General features: G+C 39.4%; 20 protein-coding genes. 9 read left to right on the plus strand and 11 right to left on the minus strand.

Annotation, left to right across the window (positions count from 1 at the left end; all coding sequences use genetic code 11):
- Positions 1 to 2 precede the first annotated feature (2 nt).
- The 7 genes from JM79_RS03315 (at position 3) to JM79_RS03345 (ending at position 7,051) form a co-directional block, all read left to right on the plus strand.
- Entirely contained in the window at positions 3 to 1,730 is a 1,728-nt protein-coding gene (locus JM79_RS03315) for a pyruvate dehydrogenase complex dihydrolipoamide acetyltransferase (protein WP_141876795.1), read from the plus strand.
- A gap of 63 nt (positions 1,731 to 1,793) precedes the next feature.
- Positions 1,794 to 2,759, plus strand: coding sequence for a M20/M25/M40 family metallo-hydrolase (locus JM79_RS03320; protein ID WP_141876796.1), 966 nt, complete (start codon positions 1,794 to 1,796; stop codon positions 2,757 to 2,759).
- Positions 2,752 to 3,435 (plus strand): SDR family oxidoreductase, encoded by a 684-nt coding sequence (locus JM79_RS03325; RefSeq protein WP_141876797.1) that lies wholly within the window; start codon positions 2,752 to 2,754, stop codon positions 3,433 to 3,435. Before JM79_RS03320 ends, JM79_RS03325 begins: the two co-directional genes overlap by 8 nt.
- 3 nt (positions 3,436 to 3,438) lie before the next feature.
- Positions 3,439 to 4,038 carry a SprT-like domain-containing protein gene (locus tag JM79_RS03330; RefSeq protein ID WP_141876798.1) on the plus strand — a complete coding sequence of 200 codons (600 nt, stop codon included), beginning with the start codon at positions 3,439 to 3,441 and terminating at the stop codon, positions 4,036 to 4,038.
- 2 nt (positions 4,039 to 4,040) lie between these two features.
- Positions 4,041 to 5,132, plus strand: a complete 1,092-nt coding sequence (locus JM79_RS03335; RefSeq protein WP_141876799.1) for a sugar phosphate nucleotidyltransferase — start codon at positions 4,041 to 4,043, stop codon at positions 5,130 to 5,132.
- Between the two features lies 1 nt (position 5,133).
- Positions 5,134 to 6,567: a DUF389 domain-containing protein gene (locus JM79_RS03340; protein WP_141876800.1), complete on the plus strand. Its 1,434-nt coding sequence runs from the start codon at positions 5,134 to 5,136 to the stop codon at positions 6,565 to 6,567.
- 88 nt (positions 6,568 to 6,655) lie between these two features.
- A complete protein-coding gene (locus tag JM79_RS03345; RefSeq protein WP_141876801.1) occupies positions 6,656 to 7,051 on the plus strand; it encodes a hypothetical protein in 396 nt (131 codons plus the stop codon).
- A 209-nt stretch (positions 7,052 to 7,260) separates the two neighbouring features.
- Here the strand turns inward: JM79_RS03345 and JM79_RS03350 are convergent, their stop codons facing one another.
- Complete coding sequence (locus JM79_RS03350; RefSeq protein ID WP_141876802.1) at positions 7,261 to 8,025, minus strand: ABC transporter ATP-binding protein; 765 nt, start codon at positions 8,023 to 8,025, stop codon at positions 7,261 to 7,263.
- 3 nt (positions 8,026 to 8,028) lie between these two features.
- Positions 8,029 to 8,766 carry an ABC transporter permease gene (locus tag JM79_RS03355; RefSeq protein ID WP_141876803.1) on the minus strand — a complete coding sequence of 246 codons (738 nt, stop codon included), beginning with the start codon at positions 8,764 to 8,766 and terminating at the stop codon, positions 8,029 to 8,031.
- 118 nt (positions 8,767 to 8,884) lie between these two features.
- Between JM79_RS03355 and pafA the strand changes: the two genes are divergently transcribed.
- Positions 8,885 to 10,516, plus strand: a complete 1,632-nt coding sequence (pafA, locus tag JM79_RS03360) for an alkaline phosphatase PafA (RefSeq protein WP_141876804.1) — start codon at positions 8,885 to 8,887, stop codon at positions 10,514 to 10,516.
- Here pafA and JM79_RS03365 read toward each other — a convergent pair whose 3' ends face one another.
- From JM79_RS03365 to gcvP, 4 genes are all read right to left on the minus strand, one after another.
- Positions 10,517 to 11,365 carry a glycosyltransferase family 2 protein gene (locus tag JM79_RS03365; RefSeq protein WP_141876805.1) on the minus strand — a complete coding sequence of 283 codons (849 nt, stop codon included), beginning with the start codon at positions 11,363 to 11,365 and terminating at the stop codon, positions 10,517 to 10,519.
- A gap of 36 nt (positions 11,366 to 11,401) precedes the next feature.
- Positions 11,402 to 11,923: a methyltransferase domain-containing protein gene (locus JM79_RS03370; RefSeq protein WP_141876806.1), complete on the minus strand. Its 522-nt coding sequence runs from the start codon at positions 11,921 to 11,923 to the stop codon at positions 11,402 to 11,404.
- Positions 11,923 to 12,981, minus strand: coding sequence for a ketoacyl-ACP synthase III (locus JM79_RS03375; RefSeq protein ID WP_141876807.1), 1,059 nt, complete (start codon positions 12,979 to 12,981; stop codon positions 11,923 to 11,925). The genes JM79_RS03370 and JM79_RS03375 overlap by 1 nt, the downstream gene beginning before the upstream one ends.
- A gap of 129 nt (positions 12,982 to 13,110) precedes the next feature.
- The gene (gcvP, locus tag JM79_RS03380) at positions 13,111 to 15,960 is read right to left on the minus strand and encodes an aminomethyl-transferring glycine dehydrogenase (RefSeq protein ID WP_221625442.1); all 2,850 of its coding nucleotides are present in this window, start codon (positions 15,958 to 15,960) and stop codon (positions 13,111 to 13,113) included.
- A 131-nt stretch (positions 15,961 to 16,091) separates the two neighbouring features.
- On the opposite strand from gcvP, the gene JM79_RS03385 reads away from it, so the two are divergent.
- On the plus strand, positions 16,092 to 16,931 hold the full coding sequence (locus JM79_RS03385; RefSeq protein ID WP_141876809.1) for a hypothetical protein: 840 nt from the start codon (positions 16,092 to 16,094) through the stop codon (positions 16,929 to 16,931).
- Here the strand turns inward: JM79_RS03385 and JM79_RS03390 are convergent.
- The 5 genes from JM79_RS03390 to JM79_RS03410 form a co-directional block, all read right to left on the minus strand.
- A complete protein-coding gene (locus tag JM79_RS03390; RefSeq protein ID WP_141876810.1) occupies positions 16,897 to 17,166 on the minus strand; it encodes a hypothetical protein in 270 nt (89 codons plus the stop codon). The genes JM79_RS03385 and JM79_RS03390 overlap by 35 nt on opposite strands.
- Positions 17,167 to 17,168: 2 nt before the next feature.
- Positions 17,169 to 17,720, minus strand: a complete 552-nt coding sequence (locus tag JM79_RS03395; RefSeq protein WP_141876811.1) for a sigma-70 family RNA polymerase sigma factor — start codon at positions 17,718 to 17,720, stop codon at positions 17,169 to 17,171.
- A 91-nt stretch (positions 17,721 to 17,811) separates the two neighbouring features.
- Positions 17,812 to 19,842 carry a M3 family metallopeptidase gene (locus JM79_RS03400; protein WP_141876812.1) on the minus strand — a complete coding sequence of 677 codons (2,031 nt, stop codon included), beginning with the start codon at positions 19,840 to 19,842 and terminating at the stop codon, positions 17,812 to 17,814.
- Between the two features lie 206 nt (positions 19,843 to 20,048).
- A complete protein-coding gene (gene purE, locus JM79_RS03405; protein ID WP_141876813.1) occupies positions 20,049 to 20,540 on the minus strand; it encodes a 5-(carboxyamino)imidazole ribonucleotide mutase in 492 nt (163 codons plus the stop codon).
- 1 nt (position 20,541) lies between these two features.
- A complete protein-coding gene (locus JM79_RS03410) occupies positions 20,542 to 21,705 on the minus strand; it encodes a 5-(carboxyamino)imidazole ribonucleotide synthase (RefSeq protein ID WP_141876814.1) in 1,164 nt (387 codons plus the stop codon).
- Positions 21,706 to 21,733 lie beyond the last annotated feature (28 nt).

Genomic DNA, 21,733 nt, shown 5'->3' on the forward strand with positions numbered 1-21,733 from the left:
CTATGGCAGAAGTTATCAAAATGCCGCGTTTGAGCGATACCATGGAAGAAGGTACCGTTGCAAAGTGGTTAAAGAAAAAGGGAGATAAAGTAGAAGAGGGCGATATTCTTGCAGAAATCGAGACCGATAAGGCGACGATGGAGTTTGAATCTTTCTATGATGGTACTTTGCTTCATATAGGTGTTGAAGAAGGAGACGGTGCACCAGTTGACGAACTTCTGGCAATTATTGGAGAAGAAGGGGAAGATATTTCAGACCTTATAGATGGTGGTGGAAAATCTTCAGATTCTTCGGAAGATAAAGAAGAGGCTAAAGATTCTTCAGATGATGATGATTCCGAAGAGAAGAAAGAAGATAAAGAGGATAAGGAAGAGAGTAAATCTGATTCAGATAGCGACTCTTCTGATGATTCTGATTCTTCAGGAGGTATTCCTGAAGGAGTTGAGGTGGTGAAAATGCCACGTCTTAGTGATACAATGGAAGAAGGAACTGTTGCAGCCTGGCTGAAGCAGGAAGGAGATAAAGTAGAAGAAGGTGATATTCTTGCTGAAATCGAAACAGATAAAGCAACGATGGAATTCGAATCTTTCTATGAAGGAACACTTCTAAAAATCGGAATCCAGGAAGGTGAATCTGCGAAAGTTGATAGCTTACTGGCTATTATTGGACCTGAAGGAACAGATGTTTCTGGTATTGATGGTTCTACAGATACTTCAGCTAAGAAGAAATCTTCAGATTCTTCCGAAGAAAAACAAAAAGACGATTCGAAAGATTCAAATAAGCAGGAAAAAGAAGATAAGAAATCGAGTGGTTCTTCTTCATCTAACGATGGAAAACGAATTTTTGCTTCTCCGCTGGCTAAGAAAATGGCTGAGGACAAAGGAATCGATCTTGGAGATGTAGATGGTTCCGGAGAGAACGGTAGAATCGTTAAGAAAGATATAGAGAACTTTAAAGGAGCTGAAAAGAAGGAAGCTGCTACAGAAGCAAAATCAGATTCTTCAAAAGAAACTACTGCTTCAGTTAAGCCTTACACTCCAGCAGGTGAGGAAAGCTATGAAGAGCGTAAAAACTCTCCTATGCGTAAAACGATCGCCAAGAGACTTGGAGAATCTAAATTCACAGCACCACATTACTATCTTACTATAGAAGTGGACATGGCAAACGCAATGGCTTCACGTAAGCATATCAACGAAATGCCTGATGTTAAGGTATCTTTTAATGATATGGTGATCAAAGCTTCGGCAATGGCCTTGAGAAAGCATCCGCAGGTGAATAGCCAGTGGACTGGTGATACGATGAAGCTTGCCAACCATATCCATATGGGAGTTGCAGTTGCGGTAGATGAAGGATTGGTAGTTCCAGTTCTTAAGTTCGCTGATCAAATGTCGCTTACTCAAATTGGAGGTAATGTAAAAGACCTTGCCGGGAAAGCTAGAAATAAAAAGATACAGCCAGCCGAAATGGAAGGGAGTACCTTTACTGTTTCCAATCTTGGAATGTTTGGGATTGTAGAATTTACCAGTATTATCAATCAGCCAAACTCGGCAATTCTTTCAGTAGGAACCATCGTTGAGAAGCCTGTAGTTAGAAATGGTGAGATCGTAGTTGGTAACACCATGAAACTTACTCTCGCTTGTGATCACCGTACAGTAGATGGAGCAACAGGAGCTCAGTTCCTGCAAACTCTAAAAACATATATGGAAAACCCAGTGACGATGCTGGCATAAGTTTAGCCGTCATAACTATATTTGAATCCCGCATAATTGCGGGATTTTTTTATCTTTAGCTTTATGAGAAACACTACATATAAAGGTAAAATAGCTGGTTTGACGCTTGCAGTTGCAGGATTATTGTCCTGTAATGCGCAAACTACAGAGAATGTTATAGATAGCAAAGAGGTTGCGGAACATCTGGAATACTTAAGTTCAGATGATCTATTGGGTAGAAAGACCGGTACAGCCGGAATTGAAGAGGCTGCCAGCTTTATAGAAAAAGAATTTAAAAGCGCCGGAATCAAACCTTATTTTGAAACTTACCGGGATAGCTTTCAGGTTAAAAATACTGATGGATTTAATATTGTAGGATATCTTGAGGGAAGCGACGAAAATCTTAAAAATGAGTTTATCGTGATAGGAGCTCATTACGACCATATTGGTGAAGGAAAACCGGTAGATGGCGATGCTATAGCCAATGGTGCTAATGATAATGCTGCTGGAACCGTTGCAGTCCTGGCACTGGCAAAAGAGTTCGCTAAGCTTGAAAATAATAAGAGAAGTATCCTGTTCACTTTATTTTCTGCGGAAGAGATGGGATTGGTAGGATCAAAACATCTTGCTAATAGATTGAAGTCTGAAGAGCTTGATCTTTATGTGATGTTCAATATTGAAATGATTGGAGTTCCAATGAAAGCCAGGGATTATCAGGCTTATCTTACCGGATTTGAAAAATCCAATCTGGCTGAAAAATTCAATGAATATTCTAATGGTGAGAAAGTGCTTGGATTCCTGCCGCAGGCGCAGCAAATGAGCTTATTTAAACGTAGCGATAACTATCCATTTTACGAAACCTTTGGTGTGCCATCACAAACTGTTTCTACATTCGATTTTTCGAATTATAACTACTACCATCACGTAGATGATGAAGCTGAAAAACTTGATCCTGAATTCATGTCTGAACTTATCAGTGCATTGATCCCAGGACTTACAAAAATGGCAAATTCCGAAGAGAAAGAAATTAAAATGACGAGTGATGAGTAAAATTGTAATTACCGGAACCAGTCGTGGAATTGGATTTGAAATGGTGAAAATCTTAGCAGAACAGGGTCACGAAGTACTGGCGCTTTCCAGAAATGATGAACCTGTCAAAAATCTAAGCCTTGAGCAAGTGAATGCGCTCGCATTCGATATTACCAGTATTTCTGAAATTGAAAATATTGGTAAGTGGATCACTAAAAACTGGGACTCTAAAGTTGATATTCTAATAAATAATGCAGGAACACTTTTAAATAAACCTTTTGCTGAATCTACTATGGAGGAATTTTCAGAAGTATATAAAGTGAATGTGATAGGAGTAGCTGAGCTTACCCGCCAGTTATTACCATATATGAGCACCGGTGGACATGTTGTTAATGTAAGTAGTATGGGCGGAATTCAGGGAAGTATGAAGTTTCCTGGGCTTGCTGCTTATAGTTCCAGCAAGGGAGCGCTTATTACACTTACTGAGCTACTTGCTGAAGAATACAAAGAGAATGGTCCGGCATTTAACGTGCTTGCCTTGGGAGCTGTTCAAACTGAAATGCTTGAAGAAGCCTTTCCTGGTTATGAGGCACCGGTTACTGCGGAAAAAATGGCGAATTATATAGCCGATTTTAGTCAGAATGGTCAGCAGTTCTACAATGGTAAGATCATGCAGGTTTCAAATAGTACTCCATAATTTATGAAAGAAATTCTTTCAAAATATCTTCCAGCTACCGCTGTTGAACCTATTTCGGAGATGATCAGGTTACATTCGGTTCATTTGAAGATCGTAAACGAAAGAGTGACCAGGCATGGTGATTACCGGAGAATGCCAGATGGCTCTCAGCAAATCACCATCAATTCTAATTTGAATAAATATAGGTTTCTAATTACGACCGTGCATGAGATCGCACATCTGGTAGCTTTCGAAAAATATGGAAGAAGTATTAAGCCACATGGCCAGGAATGGAAACATTGTTTTAGAAGTTTAATGTTACCTTTCATCAGGCCCGAGATTTTTCCAGGTTCTTTATTGCCGGTGATAGCGAATCACTTTAGAAACCCTAAAGCTTCAAGTGATACAGATGCACATCTTTCAGTAGCATTGAAAAGCTATGATCCCGAAAATGATAAGAACTACGTTTTTGAAATTCCTTCCGGAAGCATTTTCAGGATTCATAATGGTAAAACTTTCAAGAAAGGGCCTAGAAAAGTAAAAAGATTTGAATGTCTGGAAATTGATACCGGACGTATATATTTGTTTCAGCCTAATGCTGAAGTACAACTGCTAAAAGTTTAAATATGACTGGAACCAAAAAAGACAATTATTACGCTATTCTTATGGCCGGCGGAGTCGGTTCCAGGTTCTGGCCTGCCAGCAAGAAATCTTCTCCTAAGCAATTTCTGGATATACTTGCTGTTGGCGAAACTCTATTTCAAACAACTTTTAAAAGACTTTCGAGATTAATTCCCCAGGAAAACATTTACGTGCTTACGAATGAAGATTATGTAGATGTGATCAAGGAACAGATTAGTTCGATCCATGATGATCAGATCGTTGCAGAACCGGCTATGAGAAATACTGCACCTTGCATTTTACTGGGTTCCATGAAGATCTACAATAAAAATCCATGTGCTAGTATTGTGGTTGCTCCTAGTGACCATTGGATCAAAGAAGAGGAGGATTTTATTACAGCATTGGAAAAGGCCTTTTTAGAGGTGGAGAATAATGATAAACTTATCACTCTTGGGATCGAGCCTAATGGCCCCAATACAGGTTATGGGTACATAGAGTATGATAAGGATGAATCGGCTGAGGTAAAGCCGGTGATCAATTTTACTGAAAAACCAGGGGAGATGAAAGCACAGGAGTTTATAGATGCTGGGAACTACGCCTGGAACGCTGGTATTTTTATCTGGCGTGCTGAGACGATCATTGCAAATTTTAAGACTCATTTGCGTGAAATGTACGACCTGTTCGCTAAGGCCGAAAAACTTCTTAATACTTCGGAAGAAAAACAATTTATAAAAGAGAACTATCATCTGGCAGCCAACATTTCTATTGATTACGGCATCATGGAAAAGTCGGATAAAGTATATATGATTCCTGCCAGCTTTGACTGGAATGATTTGGGAACCTGGTCATCTGTCCAGTCTGAACTGCCAGCAGACGAAGACGGGAATACCTTAATGAAGGCCCGAGTGCTTTCAAAGGATTCAAGTAATAATATCATCTCTACCTCTGGAAATAAATTGGTGGTAGTACAGGGACTTGATGACTATATAATCGTTGAAGATAAGGACGTTCTTATGATCGTTCCCAAATCCAACGAACAGGGGATTAAGGAGTGGCGAAAAACGGTGATGGATAAATTTGGTGAAGAATTAGGTTAAGATGGAAGAACAACAAGCTCCTAAGGAAGAGCCGAAAGAGAAGGTTTCAGAAAACCTAAGCAAGGACGCCAAGCAAATAAGCAGCCAGGCAAGAAATTTCCTGAGCCGATTGCTGGACATACGTCCGGATACCGATAGAGAATCGACGGTAGAGGCTGTACAGAAGGATATATCCTTTAAGGGACATAACGCCTGGATCCTTATATTCTCCATTTTCGTAGCATCCATTGGTCTAAACGTAAGTAGCACAGCTGTAGTAATTGGTGCGATGCTTATCTCTCCATTAATGGGTCCTATCGTAGGAATTGGAATGGCGGTAGCCATTAACGATGTGGATACACTAAGACGTTCGTTCGTAAACCTTGGAATAATGGTTGGACTTAGTGTTTTAACTGCGACTGTTTACTTCTTTATTTCACCCGTTAAAAACGAGACACCAGAGCTTGTAGCCAGAACCTATCCTACCATACTGGATGTGCTGGTAGCAATTTTTGGTGGTTTAGCGTTAATAGTGGCGAAGACCAAAAGAGGTACCATTGCCAGTGTGATACTTGGAGTTGCGATTGCAACAGCTTTGATGCCACCGCTATGTACCGTGGGATATGGTATAGCCAATGCTAAATGGGAATATGCTCTGGGTGCATTGTACTTATTTTCTATTAACGCCGTATTTATAGCGTTATCGACATTTGTGGTAGCTAAATTGCTTGGTTTTCCATTAGTTCGTTATGCGAATAGCAAGCGAAGGAAGAGAATCGCGCAGATTGCATCTACTATAGCCATTATCGTAATGATCCCGAGTGTTGTTTTGTTTGTCAAGCTTTTAAGAGAGCAGGTTTATCATAGTAAGGCTGAAGAGTTTATCACAAATAACCTTAGATACAATGGGGCTGAGATTATCAAAAACACCAGCGACTTTAAGGATAAGCAAGTTGACATCTACTTTATTGGGAACCCTGTACCTAACGCAACGATAGAAACCTGGAAGAGCCAGATGAAGGAAATTGAAGCACTAGCTGATGCTGAACTCATTGTTCACCAAGGAGCAGATCAATCACAGGATATGGACATGCTGTCGAGTCAGTTGAGAAGCGGTATCCTTGAAGATCTTTACGTAAAGAATCAGGAAGTGATGGCGAATAAGGATAAAAGAATTGAGCTTCTTGAAAAAGAGTTGTCTAAGTATCGCGGAGAAAAATTCAGTTTTACTGAATTGAGTAAGGAAGCTAAGATCAATTATGAAGACATTGAAGAAATAGGATATTCTAATCTAATGACCACGAATTTCCAGAAGACTGATACAATTCCAACTTTCACAGTGACCTGGGATAGAGATCTTCGCGGTGATAAATTAAAGGTTCAGCAAGATAAATTTGGTCAGTGGATGAAGGTGAGACTCAAATTAGATACAGTAGCGATCAAAAATGTTCGCTAATATTACTTCCTGAAAATCTTCTATATTCAAATGTACAAGCTTAAAGTTTAGATATATTGGGTTTTAAGTGGCACGAAGCAATTTCCTAATGATTTCAGCTAGACGAATACTGATTTTTATATTTCTAATTACCTGTTTGATTCTAAACTCAGGTTGTTCGGATAAAAAGAAAATTACGAATCTAGAATACGAAGAGTATAATCCGAAGGACTTTTATGAAGTGACGGGAAGGGTAATTGAAAATAGACTAAGCTATCATATTCCTAAAACAAATATTTTATTCTATGAATATTTTCTGGAGAAAGAAAATCCCTTTAGAGGCCATGAAGAAAATCTAAAAGTCCATTTAAATAAAGGTGAAAAATTTATTGTTTTAGTACACAAGAAAGATAGTACAATAAGTTTTTTTGGCTATGTTGATCCAAGATTTAAAAAAGAGTCTTTCGAAAAAGTAAGAAAAAAAGCGAATCAAACTTTCAAATAGTAATGCTTGAAAAAACGATTGTTGTTCGAAATAGTGTAGAATATGTGTGAATCTTCTTAAATAACGGTTTTAAATTGAATAGGTGTTATTTTAGAAACGGGATAAGAAAACATTAATTCTTTCAATTCAGCGTCCCTCGTCCTGCAACTTGCAATAAACTTAAGCGTTTCTAAAAGATCAATGATTTCTGAAAAATAGTATTCGATTTTCTAGTGCCCTTTTAGCTGGGCTTCTCGAACTTTCTTGAATAAGTTAGAAGAGTATACAAAATCTGTTACGGTTTTATCCTGAGTATGGAAGATATCTTCTTTCGTGCCTTTCCAGGCCAATAGTCCATCTTTTAGAAATGCAATTCTTTCTCCAATCTCTAATACAGAATTCATATCGTGCGTAATTACAACAGTAGTAATCTCATTTTCGTGAGTCAGCTGTTGTATGAGGTTGTCGATAACGGTGGCCGTCTGTGGATCCAAACCTGAGTTTGGTTCATCACAGAAAAGATATTTAGGTTTATTTACAATCGCTCTGGCAATCGCTACCCTTTTCTGCATCCCTCCACTAATCTCTGAAGGCATTTTAGTATCGTTTCCTTCAAGATTGACTCTTTTCAATACCTCGTGTACGCGATCACGCATTTCGCCACTCTTCTGATTAGTGAACATGCGCAATGGGAACATCACATTCTCTTCTACGGTCATAGAATCGAAAAGGGCTCCACCCTGAAACAACATTCCAATTTCAGTTCTTAATTCCCTTTGCTCTTCATCTGAAAAGTTGGAGTAAGGTTTGCCGTCATATTCTATTGCACCCTGATCTGGTTTGAACAATCCAAGCATACACTTCAGAAAAACACTTTTCCCGGATCCAGATTGCCCGATGATTAGGTTCGTTTTACCGCGCTCAAATTGATAGTCGATACCTTTTAGTACTTCCTGACCGTTAAAACCTTTATGTAAATCCTTTACCTGTATCATCTGCTAGCTTAATAAAAGTTGTGTTATAACGTAGTTGGTAATGATTAATACCACACTTGTCCATACGAATGAGGTGGTAGAAGCTTCTCCAACTTCAAGGGCTCCACCTTTCATAAAATATCCGTGATAAGATGGGACCGTAGCGAGAATAAAGGCAAATAATATTGTTTTAATAAAAGCGTAAACAAGGTGAAAGCCAATGAAATCATCCTGCAACCCAGTAAGAAATTGATCGCTGGTCACAAAACCACCAAAAACAGCAGCTGTATAAGCCCCCGCAATTCCCAGGAACATAGATATGGCGATCACGAATGGATACGTAAGCATCGCCATGATCTTAGGGAAAATTAGGTAGTTCTTGGAATTTATACCCATTACCTCAAGTGCATCGATCTGCTCTGTAACGCGCATGGAACCAATACTGGATGTGATAAAAGATCCAACCTTACCTGCCATGATAATGGAGATAAATGTGGGGGCGAATTCCAGAATGATCGACTGTCTTGCTGCGAAAGCTACCAGTGATTTTGGAATCAACGGATTGTTAAGGTTTAAGGCTGTTTGGATTGCGACAACCGCACCTATGAAGAAAGACAGGAATGCTACAATTCCCATAGAGCCCATAATAAGCTCATTGATCTCCTTAAATATTAGATTTCTTAGAACCGAGCCTTTGGTCATTCTGCCAAAAACTCCCTTAAGCATTATAAAGTATTCCCCAATGGAGTACAGGTACGTCATCAATTCAATTTTGTCCAGCTAAAATACTAAAATTTCGTTCTAAAGTATTTAACGCTTAATTAAACTTTAGCGTTTCAAGTTTAGTAATTTTGGGAATTCAAACTAATTATTTTACAGAATGAAACGAAGCTTGATCATACTGCTAATGCTAATAAGTTTTAAACCTGTTAGTTCACAGATCACAAAGGAAAAACCAAAGCTGGTAGTTGGTATTGTTGTAGACCAGATGCGCTATGATTACCTAACCCGATTCTGGGATCAATTTGGGGAAAACGGATTTAAAAGAATGGTCAATAATGGCTATAACTTCAAAAATCATCATTTTAATTATGTTCCTACTTATACCGGCCCGGGGCATGCTTCAGTATTCACTGGGACAACTCCAGCGAATCACGGTATTATAGGAAATAACTGGTATAACAAGTTCGAAGATTCGTTTGTTTATTGTGCCGGTGATGATAATGTGAATCCAATAGGAACCACAGACCGTGCTGGAAAAATGTCGCCTCGTCGTATGAAATCTACCACTTTTGGTGATGAGAACAGGCTGCAAACTCAGGGAAAAGGCAAAACAATAGGGGTAGCCTTAAAAGATCGTGGAGCAATACTCCCGGCTGGTCATGCAGCTAATGCTGCTTACTGGTTCCATGGCAAAGATGAAGCGAAATGGATCACAAGTTCTTACTATATGGAGCAATTACCTCAATGGGTGCAGGATTTTAACGAATCGGGTATAGCCAAATCTTATTTGAAAGAATGGGCGCCGTTGAAGGATATTACAACTTACCAGCAAAGTGGTGTGGATCGTAATGAATTTGAGTTTGGTTTCGACGGGAAAGAGACTGCAGACTTCCCTTATGATCTTAAAAAACTGGCTAAAGCAAATGGCGAATATGACCTTATCAAGGCCACACCTTTCGGAAATGATCTTACTGCGGAATTTGCTAAAGCTGCGATCAAGGGTGAGGAGCTAGGAAAGGACAATATTACCGATGTTCTTACCCTTAGTTTTTCCAGTACCGATTACGTAGGTCATAACTTTGGAGTGAACAGCAAAGAAATTCAGGACACTTATATGAGATTAGATGAAAACATAGCAGATGTTCTGCAATATCTGGATGCTGAGGTAGGCGCTGGCGAGTACGTGGTTTTTCTGACTGCAGATCACGGTGGAGTAGATGTGCCTGCTTACTTAAAGTCTAAAAAAGTACCTGCTGGTTATTATGACGAATTAAGCATGAAGGAAAAACTGAATAAATTTTCTTCTGAAACGTTCAAAAATGATAGTCTGATAAAAAATATAAGCAACAGCCAGATCTTCCTGAATTACGATGAATTGTTAGCTGAAGATATTAGTTTGGAAGAAGTGACTTCAAAGATGTCTCATTTTTTACTGAAACAGGAGAAAATATCAAGAGTATTCACGAGGAATGAACTTCAGATCGGTGCGTTTTCAAACCAGATAGGAGAACTTATCCAGAATGGATATAATCAGAAACGTAGTGGAGACATGGTATTTGTGATAGATCCTGGTTATATTGTATACCCTGATAAGGGGACGACTCATGGGAGTGGTTTCACTTATGATACACATGCACCTCTTCTTTTCTTCGGAAAAGGAATTAACAAAGGTGAAACTTACGAGAAAACATACATTAGAGATATTGCACCAACTATTTCAGCGATGCTGGGAATTGCTTTCCCAAATGCTAATACAGGAAAACCTTTAAAAGAAGTACTGGACAGGTAATTACAAGAACTTATTTTTAATAGCGTCCCAACGCAACTTTCTAATAAAACGGCCTTCTTCTTCGGAAACGAGAAAAGGTCGTTTTTTCTTTCTGGCATTAAAGAAACCAGATAGATAGTGTAATAATGCAAAGGGATTCATCTTTAGAGCAGCAAGTTTGGCTGAAGCGATCATGCTCAAAGCAACTCCATATCGAAGTCTGTAGAATGCCTCACCTTGCTTGCGACCAGAATGCTCAAAATAATTCATGCCGGTAGGACGAAGATGTTTGACCAATAAATTTTCATCGGTCACAACTTTCCAACCATGAAATCTAGCCAGAAGTTCATCTGCTGTATCCCAGCCCATGGCAGGTTTAAGTTCCCCAATTTGTATGAAACAATGTTTGCTGTACGCTTTTAGTGCGCCACGAATATGATCTTTACCTGTAAGATTTTCGGGAATCCATTTATCCTTTCTCTGGACACTGCAAAAGCCTCCAGCCATTCCAACACCCGGTTCCGTTTTAAATATCTCAACGATCCTTTGCAGGTAATTTTCAGGAAAAATAAGGTCAGCATCAAATTTACAAATGATATCAAAATTATCATCTAGCTGATAGAATCCCTGGTAGAAAGCATTGATCACCTTACTACCTGGAGCATGTTCTGCAGAAGATTCATTCTGAACAAGATCTATAAAGTCATATTTTGCAACAAAACCCTCTACAATTTCTGAAGTTAAATCAGTAGAATTATCATCTACAACCATTATTTTCGCAGGTTTCAGCGATTGCTCAGCAAGCGACTTTAGCGTCCGGCCAATAATATTAGCCTCATTATGTGCGGGGATGATAATATAGATTCTCACGAAATGGATATTTCAGTAAGTGGCTAAGATAGAGTATTAGATTCTTTCAGCATAGACAGCATAGTACCTTGGAGTAAACTTCCGAAGTATTGGGCGTAATCCAATTTTCTTCACTGGATGTGCCCATTGAATACTATCCTTTATTTGCCAGCCACTTTTTTCAAGCAACCAGTCAAACTGCCATTTTTCGAACTCATGATAATGCCGGTCCCACGGATCTGTCTTGCTGCGATAGGCAGGAGTAAACCATAAATTCAATGGCACGCTTGCTAAAAGTTTCTGGGCTTTGATCTCTTTCAGAATATTATATGGAGCGAGTAGATGTTCGAAGATTTCGAACGCCGTAATGCAATCATAAGAATTTGATTGAACCGCCTCAAAATGATCGTCCAGATCTTCCCCACGGGTATTATTTACCTGAAAACCTTCCTTTTCCATGATCTTTGAAAAAGGATTGGGAACTCCCAGATCCAGTATTCGTTCATCTCTGGAAATATGATTTTCTAAAAATTCCAGTGTCTTCTGAAAGCGTTCTTCCGGGAAACTTTGTTCGTACATTATACCTGGTAAGTGATCGCATTAATGTTCATTCCTGCACCAACGCTGGCAAACATTACAACGTCACCTTTCTCAAGTTTTTGATGGTCAATTTTGCCTTTACGTACAAGATCCAGAAGCGTTGGAACAGTGGCTACACTGCTATTTCCCAATTCGTGGATGGTCATAGGCATCACATGTTCAGGCGCTTGCATGTTGTGTAATTTGTAGAACCTGTTGATGATAGCTTCATCCATCTTCTCATTTGCCTGGTGAATAAATACAGTTTTAAGGTCTTCAATAGATTTCCCGCTATTTTCCAGGCAGGTTTTCATCGCTTTTGGTACGTTGACGAGAGCAAATTCGTAGATCTTGCGACCATTCATTTTTATAAAACGAATATCTTCGTAAGATTTACTGTTATTTGATTTTCCGAAGTAGATATATTCAGATTCCTGCAATGAGAATGTCGCCGACTCATGAGAAAGAATACCTCCAGTTTCTTCTGAAGCTTCTAAAATTGCCGCTCCGGCACCATCTGAAAAAATCATGCTATCTCTGTCGTGACTATCTACCACCCTGGATAAAGCTTCAGCGCCAATTACCAGGCAGCGTTTCGCAATGCCTGCCTTAATAAATGCATTGGCCTGCACCATACCTTCAATCCAGCCAGGACAGCCAAATAAAATGTCATATCCTACACATTTAGGATTGCTGATCTTCAATTTTGCTTTTACCCGGGTAGCTAAACTTGGTACGGTATCGCTTTGAACGGTATTGGATTTAACGTCTCCATAATTATGAGCAACTATGATATAATCAAGAGTTTCAGGGTCTATTCCAGCATCTTCTATAGCTTTTTTACTAGCCAGAGTTGCAATATCTGAAGTATTCATTTCAGGTTCAATATACCTGCGCTCTTCAATCCCGGTAATAGCTTTGAACTTACGAATTGTAGTTGGATTATCCTGAGGAAAAGAACTCCCGTCGAGGTTAAAAAACTCATGTTGCTCAAAGTCAGCATTTCTTGTGACAACATTAGGTATGTAACTTCCCGTACCGGTAATTTTAAAATTCATCTGACTCTGAGATTATAAATATTTCACAATTTAATTAAATAGCCTTAAGCTACATTTAAAATTTAATACTTTTTGGTCGAAAAAAAACCTGCCAGTTGACAGGTTTTTATTTCTAAAGTGCTATCTGGCTTATACTTCGGCATATTCTTCCGTAGGAGGGCAGGTACACATCAGGTTCCTGTCTCCGTAAGCTTCATCCACACGTCGTACACTTGGCCAGAACTTATTGTCATGTAAATGGCTTAGTGGATATGCTGCTTTCTCACGAGTATACGGTAAATTCCATTCGTTAGCGGTAAGCATATGTATGGTATGCGGAGCATTCTTCAACACATTGTTAGGTTCGTCTACCGATGCTTCGTCAATTTCTTTACGAATTGAAATTAGCGCATCACAGAATCTATCCAGTTCAGGTTTTGATTCACTTTCCGTTGGTTCGATCATTACAGTTCCAGCAACAGGGAATGATACTGTTGGTGCGTGGAACCCATAATCGATCAATCGTTTGGCGATATCTGTTACTTCAATACCTTTTTCTTTGAAAGGTCTGCAATCTACGATCATCTCATGCGCAGCACGTCCTCTTTCTCCGGAATAAAGGGTTTTATAATGTCCGTTCAAACGCTCCTTGATATAATTAGCATTCAAAATAGCATATTCTGTTGCCTTTTGAAGACCTTCAGTCCCAAGCATTTTGATGTATCCGTAAGATATAAGGCAAACTAGGGCAGAACCCCATGGAGCTGAAGAAATCGCGCCAATCGCCTGATCTCCTCCGGTTTTAATCACCGGGTTTCCAGGAACGAAAGGTTTCAACTGCTCAGCTACACAAATAGGACCAACACCAGGTCCACCACCGCCGTGAGGAATGGCGAAAGTTTTATGAAGGTTCAGGTGACAGACATCAGCGCCAATTTTCCCTGGATTGGTAAGTCCAACCTGTGCATTCATGTTAGCGCCATCCATATAAACCTGACCACCATTTTCGTGAATGATATTGGTTACTTCACGAATAGCTGATTCAAATACCCCGTGTGTTGAAGGATAGGTAACCATAAGTGCAGCAAGATTATCCTTGTGCTTTAATGCTTTTTCGCGTAGATCATCAACGTCTATATTTCCATTTTCAGTGGCTTTGGTAACAATCACTTTCATCCCGGCCATCACTGCTGAAGCAGGATTTGTGCCATGTGCAGACGAAGGGATCAGGCAAATATTTCTATGACTGTCTCCCTTTGCTTCGTGGTATGCACGTATAACCATTAAACCAGCATACTCGCCCTGAGCTCCGGAATTCGGTTGTAAAGAGGTTGCTGAAAATCCTGTAATTTCAGTTAACTGATCTTCAAGTTCTTTTAATACCGTTTGGTAACCCTGAGCCTGGTCTACAGGAACAAATGGGTGTAAATTTCCCCATTGAGGATTACTTAAAGGCAACATTTCTGAAGCTGCATTCAATTTCATGGTGCAGGATCCAAGACTAATCATCGAGTGGTTCAGGGAAAGATCCTTGCGCTCCAGCTTTTTGATATAACGCATCAATTCAGTTTCTGAATGATACAAATTGAATACTTCGTGAGTTAAAAATTCGGTAGTACGTTGAAGTGACTCCGGAATTCTAATTTCAGAAGATAATTCAGAAACTTCAGTAGCTTCTTTATCTTTTAATTCAGAAAAAACTGAAATGATGGCGTTCAGATCGTCTGTAGTAGTGGTCTCATTGATCGATATACAGGCGCTTTCGGAATCAGGATAGAAAAAGTTTATTTCGTGCTTTTCAGCAATAGTTTTTAAAGATTTAGCGTCAACCTTTACATGTAGCGTATCAAAATATGCTGAATTCTGCTGTTCGAAACCAAGCTCCTTCAAACTATCCTCCAGGCTAACTGCCGTTGCATGCACAATACCTGCGATGTACTCTAGTCCTCGTGGACCGTGATATACCGCATACATTCCCGCCATCACCGCAAGAAGAACCTGTGCAGTACAAATATTGGAAGTTGCTTTATCTCTTTTAATATGTTGTTCACGCGTTTGAAGCGCCATTCTAAGGGCATTATTCCCGTCTACATCCTTCGTAAGACCAATAATACGTCCTGGAAGGTTTCTTTTAAATTCCTCTCTGGTTCCAAAAAATGCCGCGTGAGGTCCTCCATATCCTAACGGAATTCCAAAACGCTGGGTAGTTCCAACAACCACGTCTACTCCAAGTTCTCCCGGAGCCTGAAGCATTACCAGACTAAGTATATCTGCCGCAAATGCAGTTTTGATGTTTGCTGCTTTACATTTCTCTACAAATTCTTTGTAATCGAAGATCTGTCCGAATTTCCCAGGATACTGAACAAGTGCTCCAAAGTATTCTTCAGAAAAGTCAAATTCTTCATGATCTCCCACGATCATATCGATCCCAAGAAAATTAGCACGCGTTTCCATTAGAGAAATGGTCTGCGGTAATGTTTGCTGAGAAACGAAAAATTTATTGACGTTTGCTTTTTTCTGATCTCTTTCGCGAACAGAGAATAAAAGCGCCATTGCTTCAGCTGCAGCAGTAGATTCATCTAATAAAGATGCATTCGCAAGCTCCATTCCGGTAAGATCACTTACCATGGTCTGGAAATTCAGAAGAGCTTCCAGTCTACCCTGAGCGATTTCTGCCTGGTAAGGAGTGTAAGCAGTGTACCAACCCGGATTTTCCAGAATATTTCTCTGGATAACCGCTGGCAGGATGCTTTGATGGTATCCTAAACCAATGTAGGTCTTGTATAATTTATTCTTCTCTGAAAGCTTCTTGATATGTTCTGCATACTGATTTTCACTCATTGCTTTTGGCAAATTAAGTGGGTTCTCCAGCCTGATATCATCAGGAATTGTTTCGTATATAAGTTGCTCTATAGACTCAACGCCAATCGTATCCAACATTTCCTGAAGATTTTCAGCTTTGGGACCAATATGGCGTAATGCGAAAGAATCTGTTCTCATCAATAAATTAAGTTGTGTTTTTGTGGCGCAAAAGTACATAATTCCGAGCTAATTTAAAGTGGTTTAGAGGTATACAGTTGTTAAGATTTTTGACTGACCAGAAACTAGCAAAGAATATGTAATTTCGTAAGATGAGGTACCTTCGCCAGGCTTTTGACTTATATATTAATAGCAGCATCCACGTTGCTCTTGCGGTGGTATGTTTCGCGATGATAAGTATGCTCGAATATAACTTCAAAATTACCTATGAGCTACTTGCTTTTATTTTTTTATCAACGATAACCGGTTATAATTTCGTCAAATTCGCTGGCATTGCGAAACTGCATCATTCCAGTCTTGCCGGAAACCTGCGAATCATTCAAATATTTTCTTTTATAAGTTTTCTGACGTTAATCTATTTTGCTCTTCAACTGTCAGTAAATGTTCTGATAGCAACAGCTATCCTGGGCTTACTAACACTTTTGTATGCGCTACCGGTTTTTGGAAAAAGCAGAAATTTAAGAAGTCTTGCCGGGATAAAGATCTTTGTGATTGCAATGGTATGGGCGGGAACTACAGTTTTGCTGCCTGTGATTAATGCTCAAGAACTGCTGAATCAACCAATTCTTATCGATTTCTTCCAGAGGTTTTGTCTAGTTGTCGTGCTTACGCTGCCATTTGAAATTAGAGATCTGGTCTATGACTCTAATACTCTTGAAACGATTCCGCAAAGAATTGGAGTGCGAAAAACCAGGCTTTTCGGGATTATTTTACTGACTCTGATAGTTATTATCGAAATATTTCAGCAGCAATTCCGCAGTTATAGCCTTCTAAGTTTATTTCTAGTTTGTATAATTCTTGGAGTATTTCTGCTAGGGAGTAGGGAACGGCAGTCCAAGTATTATGCTTCTTTCTGGGTGGAGTTGATTCCCATAATATACCTGGGAATTCTATTGATTACGAAGTATGTTCTTCCGAATGTAGTTTACTAATATTTTCACGCCATTCTTTCTTTTTCTCTTCGGAACAGCATTCCAGATTGGCTTCTTTCAGCTTACGGGTAAGTTTGGAATTTCTGCTGGAAAATGTGCGGCAGGTTCTGCAGAAGGCAAGATGGATCGTTAACTTGATCTTTTCAAAAAAACCGGCTTCATCGTACTGTGCTTTCGTGCAGCAGGTAGCTGCTTCAGAACAGTCAACAAACAGAGATTTACTTTTTTCACTCATAATTAAAACCAGTTTTTTTCCATGCACGCAGCCAGAGCAGTTCTGGCGCGATGAATAATTACCCACAAATTAGACGGCGTGATATCAAATTCATTACAGATCGCTTCCGTATCAACTCCATCTATAGTTTTGCGCTTAAAAATTGCTGCCTGTTTTTCGTTGATTGAGTCCAAACAATCCAGAATTGCCAGTCCCAGTTCATTATTTTCCATATCATCCTCGGCGGTACGGTCAAATTGATCTGCAACCTGCTCTTCAAGCCATTCGCCTTCGCTATCTTCTCCAGTATAATTGATCTTAACTTCTGCCTGACCTTTCCTGGAATTATTACGCCGATAATGATCGATAATCTTTCGCTTTAGGATCGAAATGAGCCAGGTTCTTTCGCTGGCTTCACCCTTGAAGTTCTTAGCAGATTTTAACCCGGCCAGGAAAGTTTCAGAAATTAGGTCATTAGCGACTTCACGGTCATTTACACGCACGATCGTATAATTAAACAGATAATCTGAATATCTGTCTACCCATTTATTTGGATCAAGTTGGTTTGAAGGCATGTGTGCTTGTGACGGTTGCAACTCAAAAATATGAAAAGAATGGCGATCCTGTAGCTTATTAGTCAGGTTTTACCATTCTTTTCAGAATTATTTATTTACTGATTAAACCAGCTCTTCTTAATAGAGCATCTGGTTTTGGTTCTTTTCCGCGGAAGCGTTTGTAGAGTTCCATTGGATGTTCTGTACCACCTTGCGAGAGGATGTTATCTTTAAATTTATCTGCGATATCCTTGCAGAATATTCCGTTTTCTGTAAAATATTCAAATGCGTCTGCATCCAGTACTTCTGCCCATTTGTAAGAATAATATCCTGCAGAATAACCACCCTGGAAAATATGGGAGAATGCTGTACTCATACAATTACTGGCCACATCCGGGAATAATTTGGTAGGTTCGAATGCTTCTGTCTCATGTGCCTTTACATCACTTACATTCGAAGGATCCTGCGCATGCCAGCTAAGATCTAACATTCCAAAGCTTAACTGTCTCATGGTTGCCATACCTTCCAGAAAGTTGGACGATTCCTTGATCTTAGTGATGTATTCCTGTGGAAGTGCTTCACCGGTTTTATAATGTTTTGCAAAGAGTTGCAATGCCTCTTCCTCGTAACACCAGTTTTCAAGAACCTGACTTGGTAATTCTACAAAATCCCAGTATACATTGGCGCCAGAAAGACTTGGGTAAGTTGTATTTGCGAGCATACCGTGTAAGGCATGACCAAATTCATGGAACAAAGTTGTTACTTCATTAAAGGTTAGTAAAGAAGGTTGTTTCTCTGTTGGTTTAGTGAAATTGCATACTATAGATATATGGGGTCTCTCATTCTGCCCATTTTCTATCGACTGCTGTTTGTAAACAGTCATCCATGCACCATCTCTTTTGCCGGGACGGGGATGAAAGTCGGCATAGAAAAGAGCTATATCATTTCCTAAAGTATCGGTAACATTGTAGGTTCTAACATCCTGGTGATATACATCAACATCAGTTGTTTGTTCGAAATTGAGTCCGTAAAGTTTCCCTGCGATGGTAAACACACCATCGATCACTTTCTCTAACTGGAAGTAAGGTTTCAGCTTTTCGTCATCCAGATCAAATAATTTCTGTTTCAGTTTTTCAGCATAATAAGCTGAATCCCATTTTTGTAAGGTGTCGATTTGATCCAGATCTTTAGCGAACTTTTCTAATTGATTAAACTCTCGCTCTGCTGCAGGTCTTGCTTTCTCCAGCATTTCCTCGAGAAAAGATTCTACTTTCTGCGGGGTTTCTGCCATACGTTCTTCAAGAACAAAGTGAGCATGGGAATCAAAACCAAGTAGTTTTGCTCTTTCATATCGCAGTTTTGCGATATCAAGAACATTTTGCTGGTTATCCAGTTCATCACCTTTAAAAGCTCTCGATCCAAATGCGAGAGAAAGTTCCTTTCGCAATTCCCTGTCATCGGCATATTTCATGAATGGAATATAGCTTGGGTATTCGAGACTGAATATCCAGCCTTTGGTATCCTTGGATTTTGCAATATTCCTGGCTTCTTCTATGAAACTATCAGGTAATCCACCTAACCGAGATTCTTCGGTGACAACCAGCTCATATTTATTGGTTTCAGCTAAAACATTTTCACCAAACTGCAATTTTAGCTTAGATAATTTTTTGTCTATCTCACGTAGAGCCTGTTGATCTTCGTTAGTCAGGTTGGCTCCATTTCTGGTAAATGCCTTGTACTTCTGATCAAGTAAGGTGATTTGCTCCTTGTTGAGGTCCAGTGATTCTCTTTGATCATAAACTTTTTTAACTCTTTTGAAAAGCGCATTATTCAGAATAACATCATTCTTGAATTCTGAAAGTAGAGGAGAAACATCCTGCGCGATCTGCTGAATTTCTTCATTGGTTTCCGCTGAATTTATATTGAAGAAAATGCTGGTAACCCGATCAAGTTTATTTCCAGAAAACTCTAATGCTTCGATTGTATTTTCGAAGCTTGGTACTTCTTTGCTGGAGGTGATAACTTCAATATCATTTTGGGCAAGTTCTATAGCCTTTATAATAGCCGGCTTGTAATCTGAAGTTTTTATGCTTGAAAAAGGAGCTTGATTAAAATCTTCCAGTAATATATTTTGAGAGCTCATGAATGTACGTTTAACGCTTTTGCAATATTATATGAACGTTTTTGCAAAAGATCTAATTAAATTTTCTATTTTAGCCTTTTAATCGATTAAATATCAACTTATAACGATACAGTAGTATAGCAAGTTCTGGTTAAAATTTAGAATGGTTAATAAATAATAACGGATTAAAGGTTTACTGCTTAGGGGTCACATTGTGATCCCTTTTTTTATTTCTTTTTCTGAACGCTTTTCGCGCCTTCGATCACTTTTTGTTTAAGACCTTCTTTGTAGACAAGGATCTTGTCCATTACGCATTTGTCTGCCGTACCTATAATTTGCGCAGCCAGGATACCTGCGTTCTTAGCGCCATCGAGTGCAACGGTCGCGACAGGAACGCCGCCAGGCATTTGCAAAATTGATAATACTGAATCCCATCCATCTATGGAGTTTCTTGATTTCACCGGAACTCCAATCACTGGCAATGGGGACATGGAAGCTACCATCCCTGGCAGGTGAGCTGCACCACCGGCACCTGCGATAATAACTTTGATATCTCTTTCGTGGGCATTTTTACTGAAATCGAATAGTTTCTCTGGGGTACGGTGAGCTGAAACGATATCTACTTCCACCTGTATATCAAATCCTTCCAGTATGTCGATTGCTTCCTGCATTACAGGCATATCACTGGTACTACCCATGATCACAGCTACTTTTCCCATCTTATGATTTTTTGCTAATTACTTGAATACTATTCTTTACTTCTTCAGCGATCTTTCGAGCTTCGCCAAGATCTTTATTTACGATCGTTACATGACCCATTTTCCGAAAAGGTCTGGTAATTTTTTTACCATAGATATGTGGAGTAACTCCTTCCATACTCATGATCTTTTCTATGTTTTTATATTGAACCTCACCTTCATGATTTATATCACCTACCAGATTAACCATGATCCCTCCAAGTTTACTATCGGTTTTACCCAAAGGCAGGTCCAGAATAGCTCTAATTTGCTGTTCGAACTGGTTGGTGTAGGAAGCTTCAATACTATAATGACCGCTATTATGAGGTCTTGGAGCCACTTCATTGATCAAGATTTCATCGTCTTCAGTCTGAAACATTTCAACCGCAAGTAATCCTACATGTTCAAATGCTTCGGAAACATTTTCAGCAAGTTTCCTTGCCTTTTCAGCTACATTATTTTCGATCCGCGCTGGACAGATGACATATTCAACCTGGTTTGCCGTGGGATGAAATTCCATTTCCACTACTGGATAAGTGCGTACTTCACCTGAAGGATTCCGGGCCACAATAACCGCCAGTTCATTTTTGAAAGGCACCAGGTTTTCAGCAATACATTCCGTATTTGGAAGATTGGCAAGATCAGCTTCTGTTCTTATAACCGATACTCCTTTTCCATCATAACCACCCGTAGCGCTTTTCCAAACGAAAGGTAAGCTTACTTTCTGCTCGTTGACGTCTGATTTTAAAAGTTCCAGATTTGGAAATCTTTTGAAAGCTGCAGTCGGTAAATTGTGCTGTTCGTAAAATTCTTTCTGTACCGCCTTATTCTGAATCTTCTCGAGTGTTGCTGCGGAAGGGTATGTTTTAACCCCTTCGCTTTCCAGCTGTTTTAAAGCTTCTATATTAATACCTTCAATTTCGAAAGTTAATACATCTGCTTTTCTGCCAAACTGAATCACAGTTTCATAATCCATAAGATCTCCCTGCTCAAAATAGTCGCAGGAAATTCTTGACGGAGCCTCCAGGCTTGGATCCAGCACAAGTGTCTGGATATCGTACTTTCGGGTCTCGTAAAGCATCATTTTACCAAGCTGGCCACCACCTAGAATTCCCAGTTTAAAGTCTGATGAGAAATAATTTACCATAAGTTAATTCGGCTTTTCGCAAAAATAA

The sequence above is a fragment of the Gramella sp. Hel_I_59 genome, from assembly GCF_006714895.1.
Classification (GTDB): Bacteria; Bacteroidota; Bacteroidia; order Flavobacteriales; family Flavobacteriaceae; genus Christiangramia.

Excerpts from the sequence above, each read along its gene's own strand:
- JM79_RS03390 (WP_141876810.1), bottom strand. The coding sequence starts at position 17,166 with ATGAGTGAAAAAAGTAAATCTCTGTTTGTTGACTGTTCTGAAGCAGCT.
- JM79_RS03345 (WP_141876801.1), top strand. The coding sequence starts at position 6,656 with ATGATTTCAGCTAGACGAATACTGATTTTTATATTTCTAATTACCTGT.
- JM79_RS03410 (WP_141876814.1), bottom strand. The coding sequence starts at position 21,705 with ATGGTAAATTATTTCTCATCAGACTTTAAACTGGGAATTCTAGGTGGT.
- JM79_RS03370 (WP_141876806.1), bottom strand. The coding sequence starts at position 11,923 with ATGTACGAACAAAGTTTCCCGGAAGAACGCTTTCAGAAGACACTGGAA.
- JM79_RS03335 (WP_141876799.1), top strand. The coding sequence starts at position 4,041 with ATGACTGGAACCAAAAAAGACAATTATTACGCTATTCTTATGGCCGGC.
- JM79_RS03355 (WP_141876803.1), bottom strand. The coding sequence starts at position 8,766 with ATGACGTACCTGTACTCCATTGGGGAATACTTTATAATGCTTAAGGGA.
- JM79_RS03330 (WP_141876798.1), top strand. The coding sequence starts at position 3,439 with ATGAAAGAAATTCTTTCAAAATATCTTCCAGCTACCGCTGTTGAACCT.
- JM79_RS03400 (WP_141876812.1), bottom strand. The coding sequence starts at position 19,842 with ATGAGCTCTCAAAATATATTACTGGAAGATTTTAATCAAGCTCCTTTT.
- JM79_RS03395 (WP_141876811.1), bottom strand. The coding sequence starts at position 17,720 with ATGCCTTCAAACCAACTTGATCCAAATAAATGGGTAGACAGATATTCA.
- JM79_RS03315 (WP_141876795.1), top strand. The coding sequence starts at position 3 with ATGGCAGAAGTTATCAAAATGCCGCGTTTGAGCGATACCATGGAAGAA.
- pafA (WP_141876804.1), top strand. The coding sequence starts at position 8,885 with ATGAAACGAAGCTTGATCATACTGCTAATGCTAATAAGTTTTAAACCT.
- gcvP (WP_221625442.1), bottom strand. The coding sequence starts at position 15,960 with ATGAGAACAGATTCTTTCGCATTACGCCATATTGGTCCCAAAGCTGAA.
- JM79_RS03325 (WP_141876797.1), top strand. The coding sequence starts at position 2,752 with ATGAGTAAAATTGTAATTACCGGAACCAGTCGTGGAATTGGATTTGAA.
- purE (WP_141876813.1), bottom strand. The coding sequence starts at position 20,540 with ATGGGAAAAGTAGCTGTGATCATGGGTAGTACCAGTGATATGCCTGTA.
- JM79_RS03340 (WP_141876800.1), top strand. The coding sequence starts at position 5,134 with ATGGAAGAACAACAAGCTCCTAAGGAAGAGCCGAAAGAGAAGGTTTCA.
- JM79_RS03320 (WP_141876796.1), top strand. The coding sequence starts at position 1,794 with ATGAGAAACACTACATATAAAGGTAAAATAGCTGGTTTGACGCTTGCA.
- JM79_RS03375 (WP_141876807.1), bottom strand. The coding sequence starts at position 12,981 with ATGAATTTTAAAATTACCGGTACGGGAAGTTACATACCTAATGTTGTC.
- JM79_RS03350 (WP_141876802.1), bottom strand. The coding sequence starts at position 8,025 with ATGATACAGGTAAAGGATTTACATAAAGGTTTTAACGGTCAGGAAGTA.
- JM79_RS03385 (WP_141876809.1), top strand. The coding sequence starts at position 16,092 with ATGAGGTACCTTCGCCAGGCTTTTGACTTATATATTAATAGCAGCATC.